Source organism: Pseudomonas sp. TTU2014-080ASC, assembly GCF_001446935.1.
GTDB lineage: Bacteria > Pseudomonadota > Gammaproteobacteria > Pseudomonadales > Pseudomonadaceae > Aquipseudomonas.
Map to the genome: position 1 here is coordinate 91,486 of NZ_LKKK01000011.1, position 22,029 is coordinate 113,514.

A 22,029-nucleotide genomic window follows, 5' to 3' on the forward strand; every position below is an offset into this window, starting at 1 on the left:
CATCATCCTGTGCGGCTGACTTAGCAGCCGGTTTCGATCAATCCAGCAGCGACAAATTGGCGGGCTGCAGGTGGTTGTCTTCGACGCGAACATCCAGTTCGCCCTTGCTGAGGCGGGCTTTTAGGCGCTGCCCGGGTTGGGTGTCCGCTGCGTCGCGGATAGCCCGGCCTTTGTCGTCCAGCAAAATGCTGTAGCCACGTCCCAGTGTCGCCAACGGACTGACCGCATGCAGGGTCTGAACCTGGCTGTTGAGACGCAGCTGCCGCGCCCGCAGACCTTCGAACATGCTGCGGTACATTCGTTCCGTAAGAGTGTCCAGACGTTGCCCGAGTAGCTTCAGATCCCGCTGCGGGTGCAGGCTGAGCAGGCGGGTTTGCAGGTTGTGCAGGCGTTCCCTGCGTTTGCCTGATTGCATCTGCATGGCGCGGATCAGGCGCATGTCCAGATCATCCACACGCTGAGCGTGTTGGCGCAGGCGCTCGCCGGGATGGCGCAGGCGCCGTTGCAGACCGTCCAGGCGCATGCGTTCCCGCTCCAGGCGGTGTTGCATGCGCATGTGCAGGCGGCGCTGCAGGGTATAGAGGCGCTGTACCAGCTCGCTGTTATCCGGGGCCAGCAGTTCCGCAGCGGCGGAGGGCGTCGGCGCGCGGACATCGGCAACAAAGTCGGCAATCGACACATCGGTCTCATGGCCGACAGCGCTGACAATTGGCGTGACACATGCGGCAATGGCACGAGCCACAGGCTCTTCATTGAAGCACCAAAGGTCTTCCAGCGAACCACCGCCACGGGCCAGGATCAGGGCGTCGAAGCCCTGTTTGTCCGCCAGCTCGAGTGCCCGGACGATCTGAGCGGTGGCCTCCCGGCCTTGCACCGCGGTCGGAACCAGATTCAGTTCTACTTGCGGGGCTCGGCGGCGGAACACGCTAATAATGTCGCGAATCACCGCGCCGGTCGGTGAGCTGATAATGCCGATGCGCTTAGGATGCGTCGGCAGGGCAATCTTGTTCTCGGCAGCAAACAGACCTTCTGCGCTGAGCTTTTCTTTCAGCGCTTCGAATGCCAGGCGCAAGGCGCCGTCACCCGCTGGCTCGACCGTATCCAGAATCAGCTGGTAATCGCCACGGCCTTCAAACAGTGACACCTTGCCGCGCACCTTGACTGCCAACCCGTCGCGCAGGGCCTGGCGCACACGCAGGGCGTTTTGCCGGAACAACGCACAACGCACCTGTGCCTGACTGTCTTTTAAGGTGAAGTAGATGTGCCCGGAAGCCGGTTTGGCCAGGTTGGAAATTTCGCCTTCAACCCAGATGTTGGTGAATACGTCTTCCAGCAGCAGGCGCGCGCGGCTGTTGAGTTGGCTGACGCTGAGCACCTCGCGGTCGAGGTTCAGGCGTTGGAATGGGTCTTTGATCATCCGTGCATAGTAATGACTTTGCGAATGCGGCCAAAGGGTTCAAATTGATTCCTTGTCTTGACCGGGCGATTCAGCGGATTAAGCTGCGCGCTCTTTACCCGAGCAGAACGCGTCATGAATCAGCAGCAAGCCATCATCGTTCCGCAGATTTCCAGCTTTCCCAGCCATGAGGCTGCGGCGCTGAAACTGGTGCGTTGGCTCACCCGGCAAAACATCATTGAAGCTGAGTTGAGCACATGTGGGCGCACTGGCCGGCATATGGGATACGGGATTGCTGCCGGGGCGCGCAAGGTGGTTGAGCGACCTGAGCTGCTGCCATTCGGCCAGGCAGTTCATGGGCTAGAGGTCATCTACCGGCGTTGTATCTATACACCGACCCGTGATTTTCACGAAGAAGCGGGGTGTCCTGAGTGCCGTCAGGAAGTGGGTGAGGCCTTGTTTGAAAGCCTGGATGAGTGGTTTCCGGGGCATACGGACAACTTTATCTGCCCACTGTGTGGGCACGAAGATGACATTAACGGGTTTCTGTTCCTGCAGTCCTGCGCTTTCTCGAACCTCGGTTTTATCTTCAATAACTGGGCAGATGCCGTCTTTAAACCGAACTTTTTGCAGCAGATCGCCTCAGTGTTAGGATTTTCGGTGAGGGTTGTTCGGGTCGATCTCTAAGTAACTGGACGAACGTAAGCGATTTTTCCTATGTAAATCGACACTTTGCGTTGAGTGAAGCGAGAGGTCTGGTTATAATGGCGCGCTTCCAATTTTCCCGTCTGGGAGCCCCCGCCATGCTGCGAATCAGTCAAGAAGCACTAACCTTCGACGACGTTTTACTTATCCCTGGTTATTCCGAAGTTCTGCCGAAGGATGTCAGCCTCAAAACGCGCCTGACCCGTGGCATCGAACTGAATATCCCTCTTCTATCTGCTGCAATGGACACCGTTACTGAAGCCCGTCTGGCTATCGCCATGGCTCAGGAAGGTGGCATCGGCATCATCCACAAGAACATGACCATTGATCAGCAGGCTGCCGAAGTCCGCAAGGTCAAGCGTTTTGAGTCTGGTGTGGTGAAAGACCCGATCACCATTGAAGCAGACGCAACTGTCAGTGATCTTTTCGACCTGACTCGCCAGAACAACATCTCCGGCGTTCCGGTTCTGCACCACGGTGATCTGGTAGGTATCGTTACCTCCCGTGACGTGCGTTTCGAAAGCAACATGAACGCCAAAGTGCGCGACGTGATGACGCCGAAAGAGCGTCTGGTCACCGTCAAAGAAGGCGAAGACAAGCAAGTCGTGCGCAAACTGCTGCACAAGCACCGCATTGAGCGAGTGCTGATCGTTGACGATCAATTCCGCCTCAAAGGCATGATGACCGTTAACGATATCGAAAAAGCCAAAGCCTACCCGCTGGCCAGCAAAGACGAGCATGGCCGTCTGCGTGTTGGTGCTGCCGTTGGTACTGGTGCTGACACTGGTGATCGGGTTTCCGCACTGGTAGCCGCTGGTGTTGACGTGATCATTGTTGATACCGCGCACGGTCACTCCAAAGGCGTAATTGACCGCGTTCGCTGGGTTAAGCAGAACTTCCCTGAGGTTCAGGTGATCGGCGGCAACATCGCTACCGGCGCTGCTGCCCGTGCACTGGCTGAAGCCGGTGCGGACGGCGTTAAAGTCGGTATCGGTCCAGGCTCCATCTGCACCACCCGTATCGTTGCCGGTGTTGGCGTGCCGCAGATCAGCGCTGTTGCCAATGTTGCAGCTGCACTGGCCGGTACAGGCGTTCCGCTGATTGCGGACGGCGGTATCCGTTTCTCCGGTGACCTGTCCAAGGCCATCGCTGCCGGTGCTTCGGCTGTGATGATCGGCTCTATGCTGGCCGGTACTGAAGAAGCTCCGGGCGAAGTCGAACTGTTCCAGGGGCGTTCCTATAAGGCTTACCGCGGTATGGGTTCGCTGGGCGCAATGGCTCAGGCGCAAGGCTCGTCTGACCGTTACTTCCAGGACTCTTCTGCTGGTGCCGAGAAACTGGTTCCGGAAGGCATCGAAGGTCGCGTGCCGTACAAAGGCGCAATGGGTGCCATCGTGCATCAGCTGATGGGTGGCCTGCGTGCCTCTATGGGCTACACCGGCTGTGCCACCATCGAAGAGATGCGCACCAAGCCTGAGTTTGTACGTATTACCGGCGCGGGTATGGCCGAGTCCCACGTACACGATGTGCAGATCACCAAAGAAGCGCCGAACTACCGCGTCGGCTGAAAAAGCGCCGGATAGTGGGTTCGGTTTACTGCCGAAGCCTCTATCTGGCGACATACAGAATATTGAGTACTCGGGGCTGTCTGATTCAGCCCCGTGTCATTTGTGAATCCCGCTACGAGAGACGGCCATGGCTCATCAAGACATTCACGCTCACCGTATCCTGATTCTGGATTTCGGTTCCCAGTACTCCCAACTGATTGCCCGCCGTGTGCGTGAAATCGGTGTGTATTGCGAACTGCACCCTTGGGATATGAGGGACGCGGACATTCGTGCTTTCGCACCGCGCGGCATCATCCTGGCCGGTGGCCCAGAGTCGGTGCACGAAGCCAACAGCCCTCGCGCACCGCAGGCCGTGTTTGACCTTAATGTGCCTGTGCTGGGCATCTGCTACGGCATGCAGACCATGTCCGAGCAGCTGGGTGGCAAGGTTGAAGGTTCTGACCTGCGCGAATTTGGCTACGCCCGTGTGGATGTTGTTGGTAAGAGCAAGCTGCTCGATGGCATTGAAGACCATGTAGACACCGATGGCGTTCTGGGCCTGGATGTGTGGATGAGCCACGGTGACAAAGTCACCAAGATACCGGAAGGCTTCCATATTCTGGCCAGCACCCCGAGCTGCCCGATTGCTGCCATGGCTGACGATTCTCGCCAGTACTACGGCGTGCAGTTCCACCCGGAGGTGACCCACACCAAACAAGGCGGCCGTATCCTGTCCCGCTTTGTGCTGGAAATCAGCGGCTGTGAAGCTCTGTGGACACCGTCCAACATCGTTGAAGACGCCATTCGCCAAGTGCGCGAGCAAGTAGGCGATGCCAACGTCCTGCTGGGCCTCTCCGGTGGTGTGGATTCCTCCGTTGTAGCCGCACTGCTGCACAAAGCGATCGGCAGCCAACTGACCTGTGTATTTGTGGATAACGGCCTGCTGCGCCTGCACGAAGGTGATCAGGTTATGGCCATGTTCGCTGAAAACATGGGCGTAAAAGTGATCCGTGCCAATGCTGAAGAGAAGTTCCTAAGCGCCCTGGCTGGTGTCAGCGATCCAGAGCAGAAGCGCAAGATTATCGGTGCCAAGTTCATCGAAGTGTTTGATGAAGAGTCGAGCAAGCTGGAAAACATCCAGTTCCTCGCTCAAGGCACCATCTACCCGGACGTGATCGAGTCCGCCGGCGCCAAAACTGGCAAGGCCCACGTGATCAAGAGCCACCACAACGTCGGTGGCCTGCCGGAAGACATGAAGCTCAAGCTGGTCGAGCCGCTGCGTGAACTGTTCAAAGACGAAGTGCGCAAGATTGGTCTGGAACTGGGCCTGCCGTACGACATGGTTTACCGTCACCCGTTCCCGGGGCCGGGCTTGGGAGTGCGCATCCTCGGCGAAGTGAAGAAAGAGTACGCCGACCTGCTGCGTCGTGCGGATCACATCTTCATCGAAGAGCTGCGCAACTTCGATTGGTACCACAAAACCAGCCAGGCCTTTGTGGTCTTCCAGCCGGTTAAGTCTGTGGGTGTAGTAGGTGATGGCCGCCGTTACGCCTGGGTTGTTGCCCTGCGTGCAGTGGAAACCATCGACTTCATGACCGCTCGCTGGGCGCACCTGCCGTATGAGCTGCTGGAGAAGGTGTCTAACCGCATCATCAACGAAATCGAAGGCATCTCCCGCGTCACCTACGACGTGTCGAGCAAGCCGCCAGCGACTATTGAGTGGGAGTGAGTATTTGGCCTGGGCCATCACTCATTAACGAGTAGTACAAAAATGCCCGCGCTAATGCGGGCATTTTTGTTTCTGTGCAGCTGGGAACGCTAAACCACGGCATTCATCTGCGCCGCGCGGCGATACCATTCGGCGCTGAGTTTTGGCGTACGTTTTTGAGTCGCGAAATCGACATGTACAAGGCCGAAACGCACGCCGTAGCCGCCTGTCCATTCCAGATTGTCGAAGGCACTCCAGGCGAAGTTGCCTTTGACGGGCGCGCCTTCAGCAATGGCTCGCTGCAGGTTGGTCATGACTGCACGCAGGTACATCAGGCGATCTGTATCCAAGACACGGCCATCTGCGGTGAGTGTGTCGTCGGCGGCGCAGCCGCTTTCGGTGATGTAGATGGCTTTTGGATTCCAGATAGCATTCACCAGTCTTGGGCCCCAATACATGACTTCTGGAGAGAAGCTATGCCACCGCGAACCCATGCGCGGGTGTGACAGGGATGTGGGGATCTCGATAAAGCCTTGTTGGTTGTCGGCGGTTTCGATGTAGTACTTCGGGACGTAAATATTCACCCCGACAAAGTCCAGAGGGCTGCCAATGGCTCGCATGTCCTCATCGGTAAAGCTGGGGGCGTCGGCCCCTGCGCTGGCCAGATAGTGGTCGTCGTATCGGCCGCTGAGCATGACGTCGAGGAAACGGTCGTTGTAGCGTTTGGTGGCGATTTCAGCGGCGCGCACGTTCGCCGGTGTGTCGCTGACCGGCACTCCGGCGAACAATACGTCCGCTGGGCCAATTTGGATGTCTTTGGGGCCTGCTGCGCGCATAGCTTGTACGCTTAAACCGTGAGCCAGCACTGCATGGTGGGCGACCTGATTAAGCTCGCGGTTAGAGAGTTTGAGGCCCGGCGCGAGTTCGATGCGCTGTTCCTTGCCCTGAACCAGGATTGAGGTGCCCTGATGGCCCATGTCCACGAAGTTCTGCAGCTCGTTCAGGGTGAAGAAGTGCTTAACCCGATCTCCCAAGCGGCTCGCCACAACGGCGGCGTAGTCCGCAAAGGCTTTGGCGGTATCCCGCGATTGCCAGCCACCCTTGTCTTGCAGGGCTTGCGGTAAGTCCCAGTGGTAAAGCGTGGCAAAAGGTTCAATGCCTGCTTCCAGTTGGGCATCGACCAAGCGCGAATAAAAGTCCAGTCCGGCTTCATTCAGTTTGCCAGTGCCGTTAGGAAACAAGCGTGGCCAGGCGATAGAGAAGCGGTAGGCGTTGGCCCCTAGCTCGCGGATGATCTGGATGTCTTCCCGGTAGCGGTGGTAATGGTCAATGGCGACGTCTCCGGTGTCTCCGTTGGCCATTTTTCCGGGCGTATGAGCATAAACATCCCAGATGGATTGCCCTTTGCCGTCAGCAGTGGCGGCTCCTTCAATCTGATAGGCCGCAGTGGCTACACCCCAGCGAAAGCCTGTCGGAAAGCCCCGCCGGTTTAGGGCGGGTGTCGGCGCGGCCTGCGCGGGTGATGTGTTACGCGTTTGGGCGCTGGCCAGACCCGCAGCGCTGGCGCCTGCAAGGAAAACAAATGCGCGTCTGTTCAAGGTCATCATTGCGTCCTTATTCACAGTAAACGTGTCGATGTAAAAGATACGTTGGTGCTAATGCAGTCGTACAGCAGTGGAAATGGGCGAATTTGACTTAACTCAAACAGTGCTTTGGTCGGTGTGTGCAAATCTGGAACGAAGTTGCTCAACGGCCTCAGCCCCATGCTAGTAGGGGCAACAGCTCACGCTGTGGGGGCACGGGAATCCTGAGATGGTGTGGCGGTCTACACCTCACGTGGGGTTACGCACTTTAATCAGCTATATATCGTGAACTGTGTCTGAGGCGCGGGAGTGTATTGCAAGCGTCCCTGACTGAACGCACACAGATGAGTCCAACCACTGTTTAGAAGGGGAAGTAGTTGGACAGTGCTGGCCTTGGCGTGAGGCATTAGTTCACCCGACTCTGCTGTTATCACATTGTTCAAGTCGTGCCTGAGCACGCCTTTTCAGGAGGGTAACGAAGATGGAAGCAAGGCTGCAAAAACGAGTAGAGGAGTTGTTTACGGAAGCAGACGTTGTGGTGGGTGGTGAACGCCCGCAAGACATCCAAGTTCACGATCCGCACTTCTATTCTCGGGTTCTGGCGCAAGGTTCGCTTGGGCTGGGCGAGAGCTATATGGATGGCTGGTGGGATGCAAACCAGCTTGATGTCTTTCTATATCACTTAGTCCGTGCCCGGCTGGATGAGCGCGTGCATGGCACTGGCGAGGTCTGGGATGCGCTCAAGGCCAAACTGCTCAACTTGCAGGCCGGCAAGGGCAGCTATGAGGTCGGCAAGCGACATTACGATTTGGGTAACGACCTTTACCAAGCCATGCTTGGCAAACGTTTGGTCTATAGCTGCGGTTACTGGCGCAATAGCAATGATCTGGATGCTGCGCAGGAGGCCAAGCTCGATCTGATCTGTCGCAAATTGCAGCTTAAGCCCGGTATGCGCGTGCTGGATATTGGTTGTGGCTGGGGTGAGGCACTCAAGTTTGCTGCCGAGCGATACGGTGTTGAAGGCGTAGGCATCACCATTTCTCAGGAGCAGGCTGTGTTTGCTCAGGAGCTGTGCCAAGGCTTGCCGGTAGAAATCCGCTTGCAGGATTACCGCGACCTTAACGAGCAGTTTGATGCGATTTTTTCTATTGGCATGTTTGAGCATGTCGGGGTCAAGAATTACCGGGACTACTTCGAGGTCGCCCGGCGCTGTCTGCCTGAGCATGGGTTGTTTGTCTTGCACAGCATCGGAAGTAACGTGAGTAGTGATCACACTGATCCCTGGATTGCCCGCTACATTTTTCCTAACTCCATGTTGCCTTCAGCTGCGCAGATCACATCAGCAATGGAAGGCTTGTTTGTACTGGAGGACTGGCACAACTTTGGCACAGATTACGATCTGACTCTGCAAGCCTGGCGAAACAACATTGATGCGGCGTGGAACACGCTCGATGCCAGTTACGATGAGCGCTTTCAGCGTATGTGGCATTTCTACTTGGCCGGTTCCATGGCCGCGTTCCGTACACGACACGCGCAGTTGTGGCAGTTAGTGCTTTCACCTGAGGGTGTTCCGGGCGGGTATCAGGCTCCGCGCTGAAACGCCGCGCTGGGGATAAAGTCGTGAAAATGCAGCGCGATCTGCTGGAGGATGTTGATGTGATTACTACGGGCTGAATTGAGTGATCCGGCCTGCTAGACCTGCCATGCCATGTAGCAGGCCAGTCCGATAAAGATCACTCCCACTGTAATGTTGAAAGCAATGTTGTGTTTCCTGAGCCAGTTGCTGACCAGCTTCATTCCGAATGCGTACAGCAGATGCGCCAGCAGTGTGCACGCCAGCAGGAGCACCAGTAGTAGAGCCATTTGAGGGGCAATGTCACGGCTCGGATCGATAAATATTGGGAAGAATGAGGTAAAAAACAGCAGCGTTTTAGGGCTGGCGAAGGTTACCAGTGCACCATGTCTGAATGCGCGGAGCCCATGTTTGCTGTGCTGGCTATTCTCAATCTGCATTTCAGTGTGGGCATGTTTCAGGCTGAGATAGCCGAGGTAGCCGATGTAAAGCGCACCCACATATTGAAGAGCCCTGAACAGATGCGGGGATGCACTCAGAGTGGCGCTGAGTCCGCCAAGGGCCAGAGCTGCCATGGCCAGCATGCCGAGTTGGATGCCGAAGATCACCGGTAAGGTTCGCCGCCAGCCAAAGTAAACGCTGTACGTGATGACGCTGAGTGTTCCGGGGCCGGGTGTCGCAGCAGCAATTGTGCAGGTGAGCAGGTAGGTAAAAAGGGTCGCTGTATCCATTAGCTTCTCCGGAGGCTTCCAGCGTGCCTGGAAGACTAATTGATTTGTCTCTTATGCGACATCCTGCTGGGTCGTCATGCGCGCTGCTAAATGAGATCATGTTGCAATTGTCAGGCTACTGGTGGCCTTGACCCTTGCTGAACAGATCGGATTTCGGACCTTTATGCACGTTACTCGCAGACAAATGCTGGTTGGGCTCGCCGGACTTGGTGTTATCGGGTTGGGGGGCGGCGGTGTGCGCTATTGGTTGGGGCGGCCAGAGAATGTCGCAACCCATGATTACGAGCTGATCGCAGCTCCGTTGGATATGGAGCTGGTGCCAGGGCATGTAACTCAGGCGTGGGCTTATGGTGGAAAAGCGCCTGGTGTTGAACTGCGTTGCCGTCAGGGTGAGCGGCTGCGGGTGCGTTTTATCAACAAGCTTGATGTTGAAACCACCATTCACTGGCATGGTATCCGCTTGCCGTTGGCGATGGATGGGGTGCCCTATGTCTCACAGGCACCGGTCAAGCCGGGTGAGTATTTTGATTACGACTTCATTACCCCGGACGCCGGTAGTTACTGGTATCACCCGCACACTGCCAGTGGTGAACAACTCGGTCGCGGATTGGTAGGAGCGCTGATTGTTGAGGAGCGCGAGCCTACAGGTTTCACCTATGAGCGCACGCTGAATCTGAAAAGCTGGCATGTGGATGAGCAGGGCGCATTCACCGATTTCAGCGTTCCCCGAGAAGCTGCGCGGGGCGGTACACCGGGGCGTTTGAGCAGTGTAAATGGTGTGCATGCTCCGACTCTGGAGTTGCCTGCCGGGCAGGTGGTGCGCCTGCGCATACTGAATCTGGATAACACCCTCACTTATCGTCTCAATCTGCCGGGGGCCGAGGCCCGCGTGTATGCACTTGACGGTAATCCGGTCGAACCGCATAGCTTTCCGAAGGAGTACTGGATCGGGCCGGGGATGCGTATTGATATCGGGCTGAAGGTGCCAGAAGCCGGAACTGAATTGCCGCTGCGTAATGGGCCGCTGCGTTTGGCTACGCTGAAGTCGGTCGCCTCCACTGATCCCGTGGCTGACTGGCCGCCTGCGCTACCGGCTAACCCGATAGCCGAGCCTGATCTGGCAACGGCGCAAACACTGCGTTTCAATTTCGAATGGGCTGGTGCCGTATCGGTTGGGTTGGAGCAGGGCGCTGCGCATAGTTTCTGGCAGATCAATGGTCAGGCTTGGGATATCAACGATAAGACCTGCGCTGACCGCCCCATCGCCCGTCTTGAACTGGGCAAAAGTTACATCTTTGAGCTGCGTAATCTGTCCCAGTATCAGCACCCAATTCATTTGCACGGTATGACGTTCAAAGTGCTCAGCTCAGATCGCAAACGCATCACGCCGTACTTTACCGACACCTACCTACTGGGCAAGAACGAGCGTGCGAAGGTGGCTTTGGTGGCGGATAATCCGGGCGTCTGGATGTTCCATTGTCATGTCATTGACCATATGGAAACCGGTCTGATGGCATCCATTGAGGTCGCTTGATTGTGCGTCAACCCCTGATTATTGATCGTAGTCGTGATGCGTTTTTCATGGCTGAGGCTCTGGCGCTGGCTGCCAAAGGTGCCGAGCTGGGCGAGGTGCCTGTCGGGGCGGTGCTGGTGCAGGAGGGCGAGATCATTGGGCGTGGCTTTAATTGCCCAATTTCGACAAGTGATCCCAGTGCACACGCCGAGATGGTGGCAATCCGTGATGCGGCTACACATTTGCAGAATTACCGACTGCCTGGTTGCACCCTGTATGTGACGTTAGAGCCCTGCAGCATGTGCGCTGGATTGATTGTGCATGCGCGGGTGCAACGGGTGGTTTACGGTGCCACCGAACCCAAGGCAGGGGTGGTGCAGAGCCGTGGCGAGTTCTTTCAGCAGGGGTTCCTCAATCACCGGGTGCTGGTTGAGGGCGGGCTGATGGCAGAGGAGTGTGGGGCGATTCTCAGCGCTTTCTTCAAGCGCCGTCGCGAGCAGCGCTGATTCAGAGTGGCGTGGTCTGGGTGGCCGGTGGGCGCTTATCGATGCCCGGCACGTGCAGGGTACCTTCTGCGACTTGCGAACCCTCAAGCTGCGGCTGAGTAACCCAGGTCAGAATGTCGTAATAACGGCGGATGTTGCGTACGAAATGCACAGGCTCACCGCCCCGGGCATAGCCGTAGCGGGTTTTGCTGTACCACTGTTTTTGCGATAGACGTGGCAGGATTTTCTGCACGTCCAGCCACTTGTCCGGATCAAGGCCTTCGGCCTTAGTCAGTTTGCGCGCGTCATCCAGATGCCCGCTGCCGATGTTGTACGCCGCCAGAGCAAACCAGGTGCGGTCCGGCTCTTGAATGCTTTCCGGCAGTTGATCTCTGACCACTTTGATGTACTTGGCACCGCCGTTGATGCTCTGCTTCGGGTCCAGGCGATTGGAGACGCCCATGGCCTGCGCGGTACGCAATGTCAGCATCATCAATCCGCGAACCCCGGTTTTGGAGGTGGCGGTGGGTTCCCAGAGGGATTCCTGATATCCCATGGCCGCCAGCATGCGCCAGTCGATGCCGTGAGTGGCACCGGCTTCCTTAAAGTACTTCTCATACCGGGGTAAACGCTGCTGCAGGTGTTGGGCAAAGGTATAGGCACCGACGTATCCCAAAACATCCACGTGGCCGTAGTAACGGTCCTTGAGACGTTGCAGGCTGCCATTGGCAATTGCGCGCTCAATGAAGGCGTTCATCTCATCCAGCAGACTGGTGTCTTCCCCCGGTGCGGTGGCCCAGGCCAGATTGAGTGCATCGCCGAGGTCGAAGGCGACGCGCACGTTGGGGAAATAGACCTGATTCATGGCCAGCTCGTTGGAGTTGATGAGGGTCAGATCGATTTGTCCCTCATCAACCATGCGCAGCAGGTCGACGACCTCTACGGCTGACGATTCTTCGTAGTTCAGTTCGGGGAATTGCAGTTTGAGGTTGGCCAGTTGTTCGGCGTGTACGCTGCCCTTGAGCACCATGATGCGCTTACTGATGAGATCTTCGGGGCGTGTGGGGCGGCGTTGGCCCTGACGGTAGATGATCTGTGGTGTCACTTCCATATAAGGCAGTGAGAACCGCGCTTTCCCAAGGCGGGCCGGGCTAGCGACTAAGCCAGCGGTGGCCAAATCGGCACCTTTTTCCCGGTTCAGGCTGCTGAAAATGTCATCCAGATTATCGGCGCTCTCGATTTTCAGCTCGACGCCCAAATCGTCGGCAAAACGCTTAACCAGCTCGTATTCGAAGCCGGTTTCACCGTTGCGGTCCTGGAAATAAGTCGATGGGCTGTTCCGGGTGATCACCCGCAGCACACCTTCCTCCTTTATACGCTCAAGCGTGCTGGGTGGAGGTTCAGCACAGCCCTGAAGCAGTAGGAGGATCCCGATCGCTGACAGCCAGCTGGCACAGCGCGTACGGAATACAGATTGGGAAAACATCAGTGCAGTATACGCAAAGGATGTGACACGCCATATCTCGACAGTAATCCGTATCTCTGCTACGCAGCAGGACACGATCCCTTGTCTTCACAGGTGCCATCAGCGTTGCATTTTAGGCTAGAATGCACGGCCTCAAAGTACACCCCTTCCCAGAGGCTGTCCCCGATGTTGATCCTGCGCGGCGCTCCCGCCCTTTCTGCTTTCCGTCACGGCAAACTGCTTGAGCAGCTGACCAGCAAAGTCCCTGCCGTTACCGGCCTGTATGCCGAATTCGTGCATTTTGCCGATGTTACAGGCGTGCTGACTGCCGACGAAGAGCGGGTTCTGGCCCGTTTGCTGAAGTACGGCCCAAGTGTTCCGGTTCAGGAGCCGACTGGCCGCCTGTTCCTGACCATTCCCCGTTTCGGCACCATTTCTCCGTGGTCGAGCAAGGCCAGCGATATTGCCCGCAACTGTGGTCTGGCAAAAATTGAGCGCATTGAGCGTGGTCTGGCTTATTACGTCAGCGGCGAGCTGAGCGAAGCAGATGCTCAATTGGTCACTGAATTGCTGCATGATCGCATGACTCAGGTTGTACTGAGCAATATGGAAGGTGCTGCTGCACTGTTCAGTCACGCGCAACCTAAGCCGCTGACGGCTGTGGATGTGTTGGGTGGTGGTCGTGCTGCGTTAGAGAAGGCCAACGCAGATTTGGGGTTGGCACTGGCTGAAGATGAGATCGACTATCTGCTGACCAGCTTCCAGGGGCTGGGGCGTAATCCTCACGACATCGAGCTGATGATGTTTGCGCAGGCCAACTCTGAGCACTGCCGCCACAAGATTTTCAATGCCAGTTGGGATATTGACGGCGAAAGCCAGGAAAAATCCCTGTTCGGTATGATCAAAAACACCTACGAGATGAACCGCGAAGGTGTTCTGTCGGCCTATAAAGACAACGCCTCGGTTATCGTTGGCCACGTCGCCGGTCGCTTCTTCCCGAACCCTGAGACCCGTGAATACGGTGCTACTCAGGAGCCGGTACATATCCTGATGAAGGTGGAAACCCACAACCACCCAACCGCCATTGCACCGTTCCCCGGCGCCTCCACTGGCTCAGGCGGCGAAATCCGCGATGAAGGTGCAACCGGTCGTGGTTCCAAGCCAAAGGCAGGTCTGACCGGTTTTACCGTATCCAATTTGCAGATTCCGGGCTTCGAGCAGCCTTGGGAAGTGCCGTACGGCAAGCCTGAGCGCATTGTGACCCCGCTGGACATCATGATTGAAGGCCCGCTGGGTGGCGCAGCATTCAACAACGAATTCGGTCGTCCGGCACTGACCGGCTACTTCCGTACGTTCGAGCAGGCGATCCAGACCCCGCGTGGTGAAGAAGTCCGTGGCTACCACAAGCCGATCATGTTGGCTGGTGGTCTGGGCAACATCCGTGAAGAGCACGTTCAGAAGGGCGAAATCAGCGTCGGCGGCAAGCTCATCGTATTAGGCGGCCCGGCCATGCTGATCGGCCTGGGCGGTGGTGCGGCTTCGTCCATGGCTACCGGTGCCAGCTCTGCTGACCTGGATTTTGCTTCGGTACAGCGTGAAAACCCGGAAATGGAACGTCGCTGCCAGGAAGTGATCGACCGTTGCTGGCAGTTGGGCGACAAAAACCCGATCAAGTTTATCCACGACGTGGGCGCAGGTGGTTTGTCCAATGCCTTCCCGGAATTGGTTAGCGATGCCGGTCGCGGCGGCCGCTTCGAGCTGCGCAATGTGCCGAACGACGAACCCGGCATGGCACCCCACGAAATCTGGTGTAACGAGTCCCAGGAGCGCTACGTTCTGTCGGTAGATGCTGCTGACCTTGAGCGCTTCAAGGCCATCTGTGAGCGCGAGCGCTGCCCGTTCGCAGTGGTGGGTGAAGCCACCGAAGAGGCTCATTTGACCGTTTCCGACAGTCACTTTGGCAACAAGCCTGTGGATATGCCGCTTAACGTGCTGCTGGGCAAGCCGCCACGCATGCACCGTTCAGTCACCCGTGAAGCTGAACTGGGCGATGACTTCCGTGCCTCCAGTGTGGCCATCGATGAAGCCGTCAAGCGTGTTCTGCATCACCCGGCCGTAGCCAGCAAGAGCTTCCTGATCACCATCGGCGACCGCACCATTACCGGTCTGGTGGCTCGCGATCAGATGGTCGGCCCATGGCAAGTGCCTGTGGCTGATTGTGCTGTGACTGCGACCAGCTTTGACGTCTACACCGGCGAGTCCATGGCCATGGGCGAGCGTACGCCGCTGGCACTGCTGGATGCTGCTGCATCCGGGCGTATGGCGATTGGCGAAACCATTACCAACCTGGCGGCTTCGCGTATCGAAAAACTTGGCGACATTAAACTGTCCGCCAACTGGATGGCCGCTGCCGGTCACCCAGGTGAAGATGCCCGCCTGTACGAAACCGTGAAGGCGGTCGGTATGGAGCTGTGCCCTGAGCTGGGCATCACCATTCCGGTGGGCAAGGACTCTATGTCCATGAAGACCCGCTGGGAAGACGCCGGTGAAGAGAAAACCGTTACCTCTCCACTGTCCCTGATCGTGACTGGCTTTGCGCCAGTCAGTGATATTCGTAAGACCCTGACTCCGCAATTGCGCATGGATAAGGGTGATACCGACCTGATCCTGATCGACCTCGGCCGTGGCCAGAACCGTATGGGGGCGTCGATCCTCGCTCAGGTGTACGGCAAGATTGCCGACAAGGCCCCGGACGTGGATGACGCAGAAGACCTGAAAGCATTCTTCGCGGTGATTCAGGGGCTGAATCAGGATGGCCATATCCTGTCCTATCACGACCGCTCCGACGGTGGCCTGCTGGTGACAGCACTGGAAATGGCCTTCGCCGGTCATTGTGGTCTGGATCTGACTCTGGATGCGCTGGCGGATGACCGCAACAGCGTTGCCGATGTGCTATTCAACGAAGAGCTGGGTGCCGTCATTCAGGTTCACCAGGGTGCCACCGAAGAAGTGCTGGCACAGTTCAGTGCAGCCGGTCTGGGCGACTGCGTGGCCGTGATTGGCCAGCCGGTAAACAGCGACAAGATCAGCATCCGCTATAACGACCAGCCGGTATTTAACGGCGAGCGTCGTCTGCTGCAGCGTGAATGGGCGCGCACCAGCTATCAGATCCAGCGCCTGCGTGATAACGCCGAATGCGCTGATCAGGAATTCGACGTGCTGCTGGACGAAGAAAACCCAGGACTGAGCGCCAAGCTGTCTTTCGACGTCAATCAGGACATCAGCGCGCCGTATATCCGCACCGGTGTACGTCCGAAAATTGCCGTTCTGCGTGAGCAGGGCGTTAACGGCCAGGTGGAAATGGCAGCTGCCTTCGACCGCGCCGGTTTCAGCGCCATCGACGTGCACATGAGTGACATCCTCAGTGGCCGCGTGACCTTGGATGAGTTCAAAGGCCTGGTTGCCTGCGGAGGCTTCTCCTACGGTGACGTACTGGGGGCCGGTGAAGGCTGGGCCAAGTCCATCCTGTTCAACCGCCGTGCCCGTGATGGCTTCCAGGCGTTCTTTGAGCGTAAGGACAGCTTCGCCCTGGGCGTGTGCAACGGTTGCCAGATGATGAGCAACCTCAGCGAGCTGATTCCGGGTACCGAGTTCTGGCCGCACTTCGTGCGTAATCGCTCCGAGCAGTTTGAAGCGCGCGTGGCGATGGTGCAGGTGCAGGAGTCGGCGTCGATCTTCCTGCAAGGCATGGCCGGTTCGCGTATGCCAATCGCTATCGCTCACGGTGAAGGCCATGCCGAGTTCGAGAACGAAGAGGCGCTGTTGGAAGCAGATCTGTCCGGTTGCGTATCGCTGCGTTTCGTCGACAACCACGGCAAAGTTACTGAGACCTACCCGGCCAACCCGAACGGCTCGCCGCGCGGTATCACCGGTCTGACCAGTCGTGACGGTCGTGTGACCATCATGATGCCGCACCCGGAGCGGGTGTTCCGTGCTGTACAGAACTCCTGGAAGCCGGACGAGTGGCAGGAAGATGCAGGCTGGATGCGCATGTTCCGTAACGCCCGTGTCTGGGTTGACTGAGTAAGGGGCGCGGGCTGTGGATAAGCCTGCGCCGATTCTGCCCGAGGTGCGCCAGGTTAAACCTGGCGACACCTTGTTGCTGTGCCGCTGTGGGCGTTCGCCCCAGCCTCCTGATTGCCCCCCAAACTGCCCGGATACGCTTGAGCTGACGATACAGCGTGAACAGCTTTTATTGCTGTGTCGGTGCGGCCTCTCAGAAAATCTTCCATATTGCGATGGTAGGCATAACCGCCCTGTTGATGGACTGTCTGCACGGTTGCAGCGATTTTTGAAGGGGCAGTGAGTGCCCGTCACTTACTTTCTTGAGCAAACTGTTGCTTAAGGGTAATGCCGCCGTGGCCCCAGTTTTCAGTCGGGACTTCTTCAATCACGATATTGGTCCATTCAGGTCTTTTATCCATGACGCGCTCCAGTGTTTCAGTGAACTCTTTGATGACCTGAGCTTTTTGAGCATCGGTAGTGCCTGGGGTGAGACGCAGTGTGATGAAAGGCATGGTAGTAATCCTGATGATAGAAACGGAACTTCAGATTGGGTGAAGGCGAGAGCCTTGTTCATCTTCTGCTCAAGGCAGATGCCACGTTTTGCGCTATGGGTTGTTTCAGGTTTTCTGATTTGAGGTGTAAATGTACAAGCTGAGTTTCTATGTACCTGAGAGCCATCTGGAGGCAGTCAAGGCGGCTGTCTTCAAGGCAGGTGCGGGCCATATCGGTGCTTATGACCATTGCTGTTGGCAAACGCTCGGGCAGGGCCAGTTCCGTCCGCTGGATGGTAGTCAGCCGTTTATCGGGCAAACCGGTACGGTTGAGCAGGTGGTTGAGTGGAAAGTTGAGATGGTGGTTGCGGATGAGTTGATTCACGACAGCGTGCGGGCACTTAAGGCTGCCCACCCATATGAAACACCCGCTTATGAGGTGTGGCGTCTGACCGATATGGTGTTCTGATGCCATGTGCACGGCTGGCGCTGTCCAGCCGTGCGGGGGCGGGGTTAATGGTTTGTCAGCTTGATCAGGGCCTTGCCCAGCGCATCGGCCTGTTGGCCTACAACCAGATGGCTGATGCCGTCTTTCAAATGAATTATGCCGAGCAGGCCCAGCGCTTTCAGGCGTTCCTCATCCATTGCGCTGCTTGCGTCGAATTTCACCCGTAGCCGGGTCATCGCCACACTCTCGATATGTCTGACGTTATTGGCCCCTCCCAATGCGGCCAGCCAGTGTTCGGCGGTTTGAGCGGGCACTTCAGGCATGTCTGGCTTTGTCTCAGGCTCAACAGTAGAGACTGGGGTCGCCTGTTTCGTATGAGGCAGTGCGCGGCGGATTTCATCCGCGATGCTGTCCGCTTGCGGCCCAACCACGACTTGCAGCGAGCCACTTTTACCGGGCTTTACCACTGCCAGAGCTCCGAGGCTGCGCAGTTGCGCTTCTGAGGCTTGTTCCCGGTTGAGCAGCTGCAAGCGTAAGCGTGTGGTGCAGGCATCGACCACTAGCAGGTTATCGGCCCCACCCAGTGCGTGGATGTAGGCTGGAGCACGCTCCAGTTGCGCCAGCTCAGAGCGGGTATCGTCGTGAGTGCTGACTTCTGCGACCATTTCGCGGCCCGGTGTTTTCAGGTTGAAGCGGCGGATAAAGAAGTCGAAGACAAGGTAATAGATAACGGCGTAGGCGAGTCCCAATGGAAACAGCATCCAGCCGTTGGTGGATTTGCCCCAGCCCAGTGCAAGGTCAATGGCACCGCCTGAGAAGGTGAAGCCCAAGCGGATGTTCAGCAGATCGGTCAGTGCCATAGACAGGCCGGTCAGCACTGCGTGGATCAAGTACAGCAACGGTGCGAGAAACATAAAGGCAAACTCGACCGGCTCAGTTACACCGGTAAGAAATGCCGTCAGTCCGGCAGACAGCAGCAGGCCGCCGGTGAGTTTGCGCCGCTCCGGGCGGGCATTACGGTACATGGCCAGACATGCGGCAGGTAGCCCGAACATCATCATCGGGAACATGCCGGTCATAAACTGCCCGCCCTTGGGGTCTCCGGCAAAGTAGCGGGCCAGGTCGCCAGTGATCAGGCGGCCGGTTTCAGGGTCGGTGAAGCTGCCAAAGACGAACCACACCAGGTTGTTCAGGATGTGATGCAGTCCGGTGACGATTAGCAAGCGGTTAAGTACGCCAAAGGCGAATGCGCCCAGACTGCCGCTTTCCAGCATCAGCTGGCCCAGTTCGTTGATTCCTGCCTGCAGTGGTGGCCAGGCGTGGCCAAAGATCACTCCCAGAATCACAGCGCTGAGGCCGGTGATAATCGGCACAAAGCGGCGTCCACCAAAGAACGCCAGGTATTCTGGCAGCTGAATGTCCTTGAAGCGGTTGTACAAGGCACCAGCAGTGAGCCCTGTGATAATCCCGGCCAGCACCCCCATGTCGATACTCGGGTCCAGCAGCTTGAGTACGGCCACCATGACCAGGTAACCGATAGCGCCTGCCAGACCTGCTGTGCCGTTATTGTCACGGGCAAATCCGACGGAAATGCCGATGGCGAAGATCAGGGCAAGGTTGGCGAAGATCGCCTGGCCTGCGTCATGAACCAGAGGAATATTCAGCAGGTCAGTGTCACCCAGCCGCAGCAACAGACCGGCGATGGGCAGAATCGCAATTGGCAGCATCAAGGCGCGGCCGAGGCGTTGCAGGTTGTCCATTATGGCGGGCATGGCAATCTCCTTATTGTCTTAAGCCAGTGGCCAGAATTCGCGGCATTTTTCCCGGATCGCGCGGGCACTGCTCAGGTTGAGCAGTTCATGGCTGCGTTGGCGGCAATCAGCTGCATTGAGCTGGCGTACGCGTTCTTTGATCTCCGGAATCAGGTTGGGGCCTACCGACAGTTCCTCCACTCCAAGCCCGATCAGAACTGGCGTCGCCAATGGATCAGACGCCAGAGCTCCGCACACACCCACCCAACGGCCGTGGCGTGAAGCGGCTGCGCAGGTTTTTGAGATCAGCCGCAGCAGTGCCGGGTGCATGGCGTCAATACGCTGAGCTAAGCCAGGATGGCCTCGGTCCATCGCCAAGGTGTACTGCGACAGATCGTTGGTGCCGATGGAGAAAAAATCGGCATGCTGGGCCAGCTGGTCCGCCAGCAGAGCAGCGGAGGGCACTTCTATCATCACCCCCAGTTCTGGCAGTTGCTTAATGCCGAGCTCATCCGCCAGTCGGATCAGGCGCTGGCGGATGCTGATCAGTTCATCAACTTCACTGACCATCGGCAGCATGATGCGTAGCCGGTGTTCACTCTCAACTTTGAGCAGGGCGCGCAGCTGTTGGTCGAGTAGGGCGGGGCGGGCCTGTCCTAGTCGGATGCCGCGAAGGCCCAGTGCCGGATTTTCTTCTGCGGGTAGTGGCAGATAACTCAGGTGTTTGTCGCCGCCGACGTCGATGGTGCGGATGATCACCTTGCGCTTGCCAATGGCCTCCAGCACGGCCTGATACGCCGCTAGCTGTTCGCTCTCGTCGGGGGCGTCTTTGCGGTCGATAAACAGAAACTCGGTCCGCAGCAGGCCGATACCATCGGCGCCGCGCTTGAGTGCCTCTTCGGCTTCGTGGCTGGAACCAACATTGGCTGCAACTTCAATGTGGCGGCCGTCTTGGGTGAGGGCTTCGCGATGGGCTTCGTTTTGCTGACGCTGGCGCACCAGTTGGTTCTGTTGCTCTGCTTCAGCAATCTGCTGCAAACGCTCAGCTGTAGGCTTCAGCTCAAGCAGGCCTTCATCCGCATTCAGTACAACGATCTGGCCGCTTTCCTGCTGCAATAGCTCGGGCCCAAGCGCGACCAAACAAGGGATTCCTTTGCCTCGGGCCAGGATCGCTACGTGGGAGGTGGCACCGCCTTCGGCCATGCAGATACCGGCAATACGTGCATCGACCATTGGCCCCAGGTCGGATGGGGTGATTTCGTGGGCGGCCACAATTGAGCCGGGAGCCAGGTCCAATGTGGCGGTATCGCTGAGGAGTACCCGTAGCACGCGCTTTTTCAGGTCCAGCAGATCGTTGGCTCGCTCTGAGAGCAGGCGATTGTCCAGGGATTTAAGGATGGAGCGCTGCATTTCAATAGCGCGGTCCCAAGCATGGGCAGCATCCACACCTTCATCAATCAGTAGATCGGCGGCGTCCAGCAGCGCCGGATCTTCCAACAGGGCGTAGTGAGCGGTAAAGATCGCTGTTTCGTCCGGATTATCGAATTCGTGATTAAGGTTCAGGTTGGCCTGAATGTCATTGCGAACCTGCTGCAGGGCAAAATCCAGCGCCAGATGCTGCTCTCTCGGGTCTTCTCGGCCGTTTTGCACAGGCAGGGCAATGTCATCTACGCGCATAAGTGGGCCGCTGACCTGGCCTGGAGAGGCAGTGACGCCTTCAAGAGTGTTGGGGCGGGCGGGTCTGGATGGGCGAGGGGGGACAGCGGCATTGATGGGTTCGGCGACATGGTCGCCGCTGGGAGTGCTGATGACGCTTTGCAGTGCCTGCAGCGCTTGCTGGCAATCTTCGCCGCGGCAGATGATCAGCACTTCATCACCTTCAGCAATGCCCAGCCCCATGATGCCGACAATGCTGTCGGTTTTTGCCGTGCGCTCGCTTATCTGCAGTTCAATCACACTGCTGAAGTCGGCGGCTGTCTGGCGGATCAGCGCAGCGGGACGGGCATGCAGTCCGCCTTTATGGGCCACTAGAGCTGTGCCGCTGGCGGTCAGGCTGTTCTCGATTGACTCCTCTGGGCTGCTGCTGGATGAGTCTTCATCTTTGCGGCTGAGCAGCAGTAATGGCGCGCCAATCTTCACTGGTTGTGTAGTCAGCGGACGAATTTGATACCCCTCGGTGCCGTTGAGCACCATCACGGTGATCAGGCTTTTGCAGCTGAGGGCGATGCGGTCCATATCAAAATGCATCAGCGGTTGGCTTTCGCGGACCTGATCGCCTTCGCTGACTAAAACATCAAAGCCCTGGCCTTTCAGTAGCACCGTTTCCAGCCCTACATGCATTAAGATTTCGATACCTTGCTCGGTGCGCATACCGATGGCATGGCGGCTACGGGCAACGTGGGTGATAACTCCAGCGCAGGGGGCGTGCAGACAGTCGTTGGTGGGGTCGATGGCGATTCCTTCGCCGAGGCTGTTGCTGGAGAAAACCGGGTCAGGCACGCGGTTGAGCGGAACTAATGGGCCGCTCAGTGGTGCCTTGAGGGCCAGATTCTTGTTGTTCATAACGAG

General features: G+C 57.5%; 16 protein-coding genes. 9 read left to right on the forward strand and 7 right to left on the reverse strand.

Annotation, left to right across the window (positions count from 1 at the left end):
- Positions 1 to 37 precede the first annotated feature (37 nt).
- On the reverse strand, positions 38 to 1,417 hold the full coding sequence (xseA, locus tag AO726_RS10775; RefSeq protein WP_058068093.1) for an exodeoxyribonuclease VII large subunit: 1,380 nt from the start codon (positions 1,415 to 1,417) through the stop codon (positions 38 to 40).
- A gap of 114 nt (positions 1,418 to 1,531) precedes the next feature.
- On the opposite strand from xseA, the gene AO726_RS10780 reads away from it, so the two are divergent.
- From AO726_RS10780 to guaA, 3 genes are all read left to right on the forward strand, one after another.
- Positions 1,532 to 2,083: a hypothetical protein gene (locus AO726_RS10780; protein WP_058068094.1), complete on the forward strand. Its 552-nt coding sequence runs from the start codon at positions 1,532 to 1,534 to the stop codon at positions 2,081 to 2,083.
- Between the two features lie 116 nt (positions 2,084 to 2,199).
- Positions 2,200 to 3,669, forward strand: a complete 1,470-nt coding sequence (guaB, locus tag AO726_RS10785; protein WP_058068095.1) for an IMP dehydrogenase — start codon at positions 2,200 to 2,202, stop codon at positions 3,667 to 3,669.
- Positions 3,670 to 3,796: 127 nt separating this feature from the next.
- The gene (gene guaA / locus AO726_RS10790) at positions 3,797 to 5,377 is read left to right on the forward strand and encodes a glutamine-hydrolyzing GMP synthase (protein ID WP_058068096.1); all 1,581 of its coding nucleotides are present in this window, start codon (positions 3,797 to 3,799) and stop codon (positions 5,375 to 5,377) included.
- A gap of 89 nt (positions 5,378 to 5,466) precedes the next feature.
- Here the strand turns inward: guaA and AO726_RS10795 are convergent, their stop codons facing one another.
- Positions 5,467 to 6,960, reverse strand: a complete 1,494-nt coding sequence (locus AO726_RS10795) for a GH1 family beta-glucosidase (RefSeq protein WP_082629115.1) — start codon at positions 6,958 to 6,960, stop codon at positions 5,467 to 5,469.
- 460 nt (positions 6,961 to 7,420) lie between these two features.
- Here AO726_RS10795 and cfa point away from each other — a divergent pair, with 460 nt between their 5' ends.
- Positions 7,421 to 8,536, forward strand: coding sequence for a cyclopropane fatty acyl phospholipid synthase (gene cfa, locus AO726_RS10800; RefSeq protein ID WP_058068097.1), 1,116 nt, complete (start codon positions 7,421 to 7,423; stop codon positions 8,534 to 8,536).
- A gap of 95 nt (positions 8,537 to 8,631) precedes the next feature.
- Here the strand turns inward: cfa and AO726_RS10805 are convergent, their stop codons facing one another.
- Positions 8,632 to 9,243, reverse strand: coding sequence for a LysE family translocator (locus tag AO726_RS10805; RefSeq protein WP_058068098.1), 612 nt, complete (start codon positions 9,241 to 9,243; stop codon positions 8,632 to 8,634).
- Between the two features lie 163 nt (positions 9,244 to 9,406).
- Between AO726_RS10805 and AO726_RS10810 the strand changes: the two genes are divergently transcribed.
- Positions 9,407 to 10,777 (forward strand): multicopper oxidase family protein, encoded by a 1,371-nt coding sequence (locus AO726_RS10810; RefSeq protein WP_058068805.1) that lies wholly within the window; start codon positions 9,407 to 9,409, stop codon positions 10,775 to 10,777.
- A 2-nt stretch (positions 10,778 to 10,779) separates the two neighbouring features.
- On the forward strand, positions 10,780 to 11,262 hold the full coding sequence (gene tadA / locus AO726_RS10815) for a tRNA adenosine(34) deaminase TadA (RefSeq protein WP_058068806.1): 483 nt from the start codon (positions 10,780 to 10,782) through the stop codon (positions 11,260 to 11,262).
- A gap of 1 nt (position 11,263) precedes the next feature.
- On the opposite strand, the gene mltF is transcribed toward tadA, so the two are convergent.
- Positions 11,264 to 12,727 carry a membrane-bound lytic murein transglycosylase MltF gene (mltF, locus tag AO726_RS10820; protein WP_058068099.1) on the reverse strand — a complete coding sequence of 488 codons (1,464 nt, stop codon included), beginning with the start codon at positions 12,725 to 12,727 and terminating at the stop codon, positions 11,264 to 11,266.
- A gap of 165 nt (positions 12,728 to 12,892) precedes the next feature.
- Here mltF and purL point away from each other — a divergent pair, with 165 nt between their 5' ends.
- Positions 12,893 to 16,789 (forward strand): phosphoribosylformylglycinamidine synthase, encoded by a 3,897-nt coding sequence (gene purL / locus AO726_RS10825; RefSeq protein WP_058068100.1) that lies wholly within the window; start codon positions 12,893 to 12,895, stop codon positions 16,787 to 16,789.
- A 46-nt stretch (positions 16,790 to 16,835) separates the two neighbouring features.
- Positions 16,836 to 17,072: a CDGSH iron-sulfur domain-containing protein gene (locus AO726_RS20960; protein ID WP_241492120.1), complete on the forward strand. Its 237-nt coding sequence runs from the start codon at positions 16,836 to 16,838 to the stop codon at positions 17,070 to 17,072.
- Between the two features lie 7 nt (positions 17,073 to 17,079).
- Here AO726_RS20960 and AO726_RS10830 read toward each other — a convergent pair whose 3' ends face one another.
- Positions 17,080 to 17,283 (reverse strand): tautomerase family protein, encoded by a 204-nt coding sequence (locus tag AO726_RS10830; protein ID WP_058068101.1) that lies wholly within the window; start codon positions 17,281 to 17,283, stop codon positions 17,080 to 17,082.
- Between the two features lie 130 nt (positions 17,284 to 17,413).
- Here AO726_RS10830 and AO726_RS10835 point away from each other — a divergent pair, with 130 nt between their 5' ends.
- The gene (locus AO726_RS10835) at positions 17,414 to 17,731 is read left to right on the forward strand and encodes a Nif3-like dinuclear metal center hexameric protein (protein ID WP_058068102.1); all 318 of its coding nucleotides are present in this window, start codon (positions 17,414 to 17,416) and stop codon (positions 17,729 to 17,731) included.
- A gap of 44 nt (positions 17,732 to 17,775) precedes the next feature.
- Here AO726_RS10835 and nagE read toward each other — a convergent pair whose 3' ends face one another.
- Both nagE and ptsP read right to left on the reverse strand, forming a co-directional pair.
- Positions 17,776 to 19,482 (reverse strand): N-acetylglucosamine-specific PTS transporter subunit IIBC, encoded by a 1,707-nt coding sequence (gene nagE / locus AO726_RS10840; RefSeq protein ID WP_058068103.1) that lies wholly within the window; start codon positions 19,480 to 19,482, stop codon positions 17,776 to 17,778.
- Between the two features lie 18 nt (positions 19,483 to 19,500).
- The gene (gene ptsP / locus AO726_RS10845) at positions 19,501 to 22,023 is read right to left on the reverse strand and encodes a phosphoenolpyruvate--protein phosphotransferase (protein WP_058068104.1); all 2,523 of its coding nucleotides are present in this window, start codon (positions 22,021 to 22,023) and stop codon (positions 19,501 to 19,503) included.
- Positions 22,024 to 22,029: the final 6 nt, after the last annotated feature.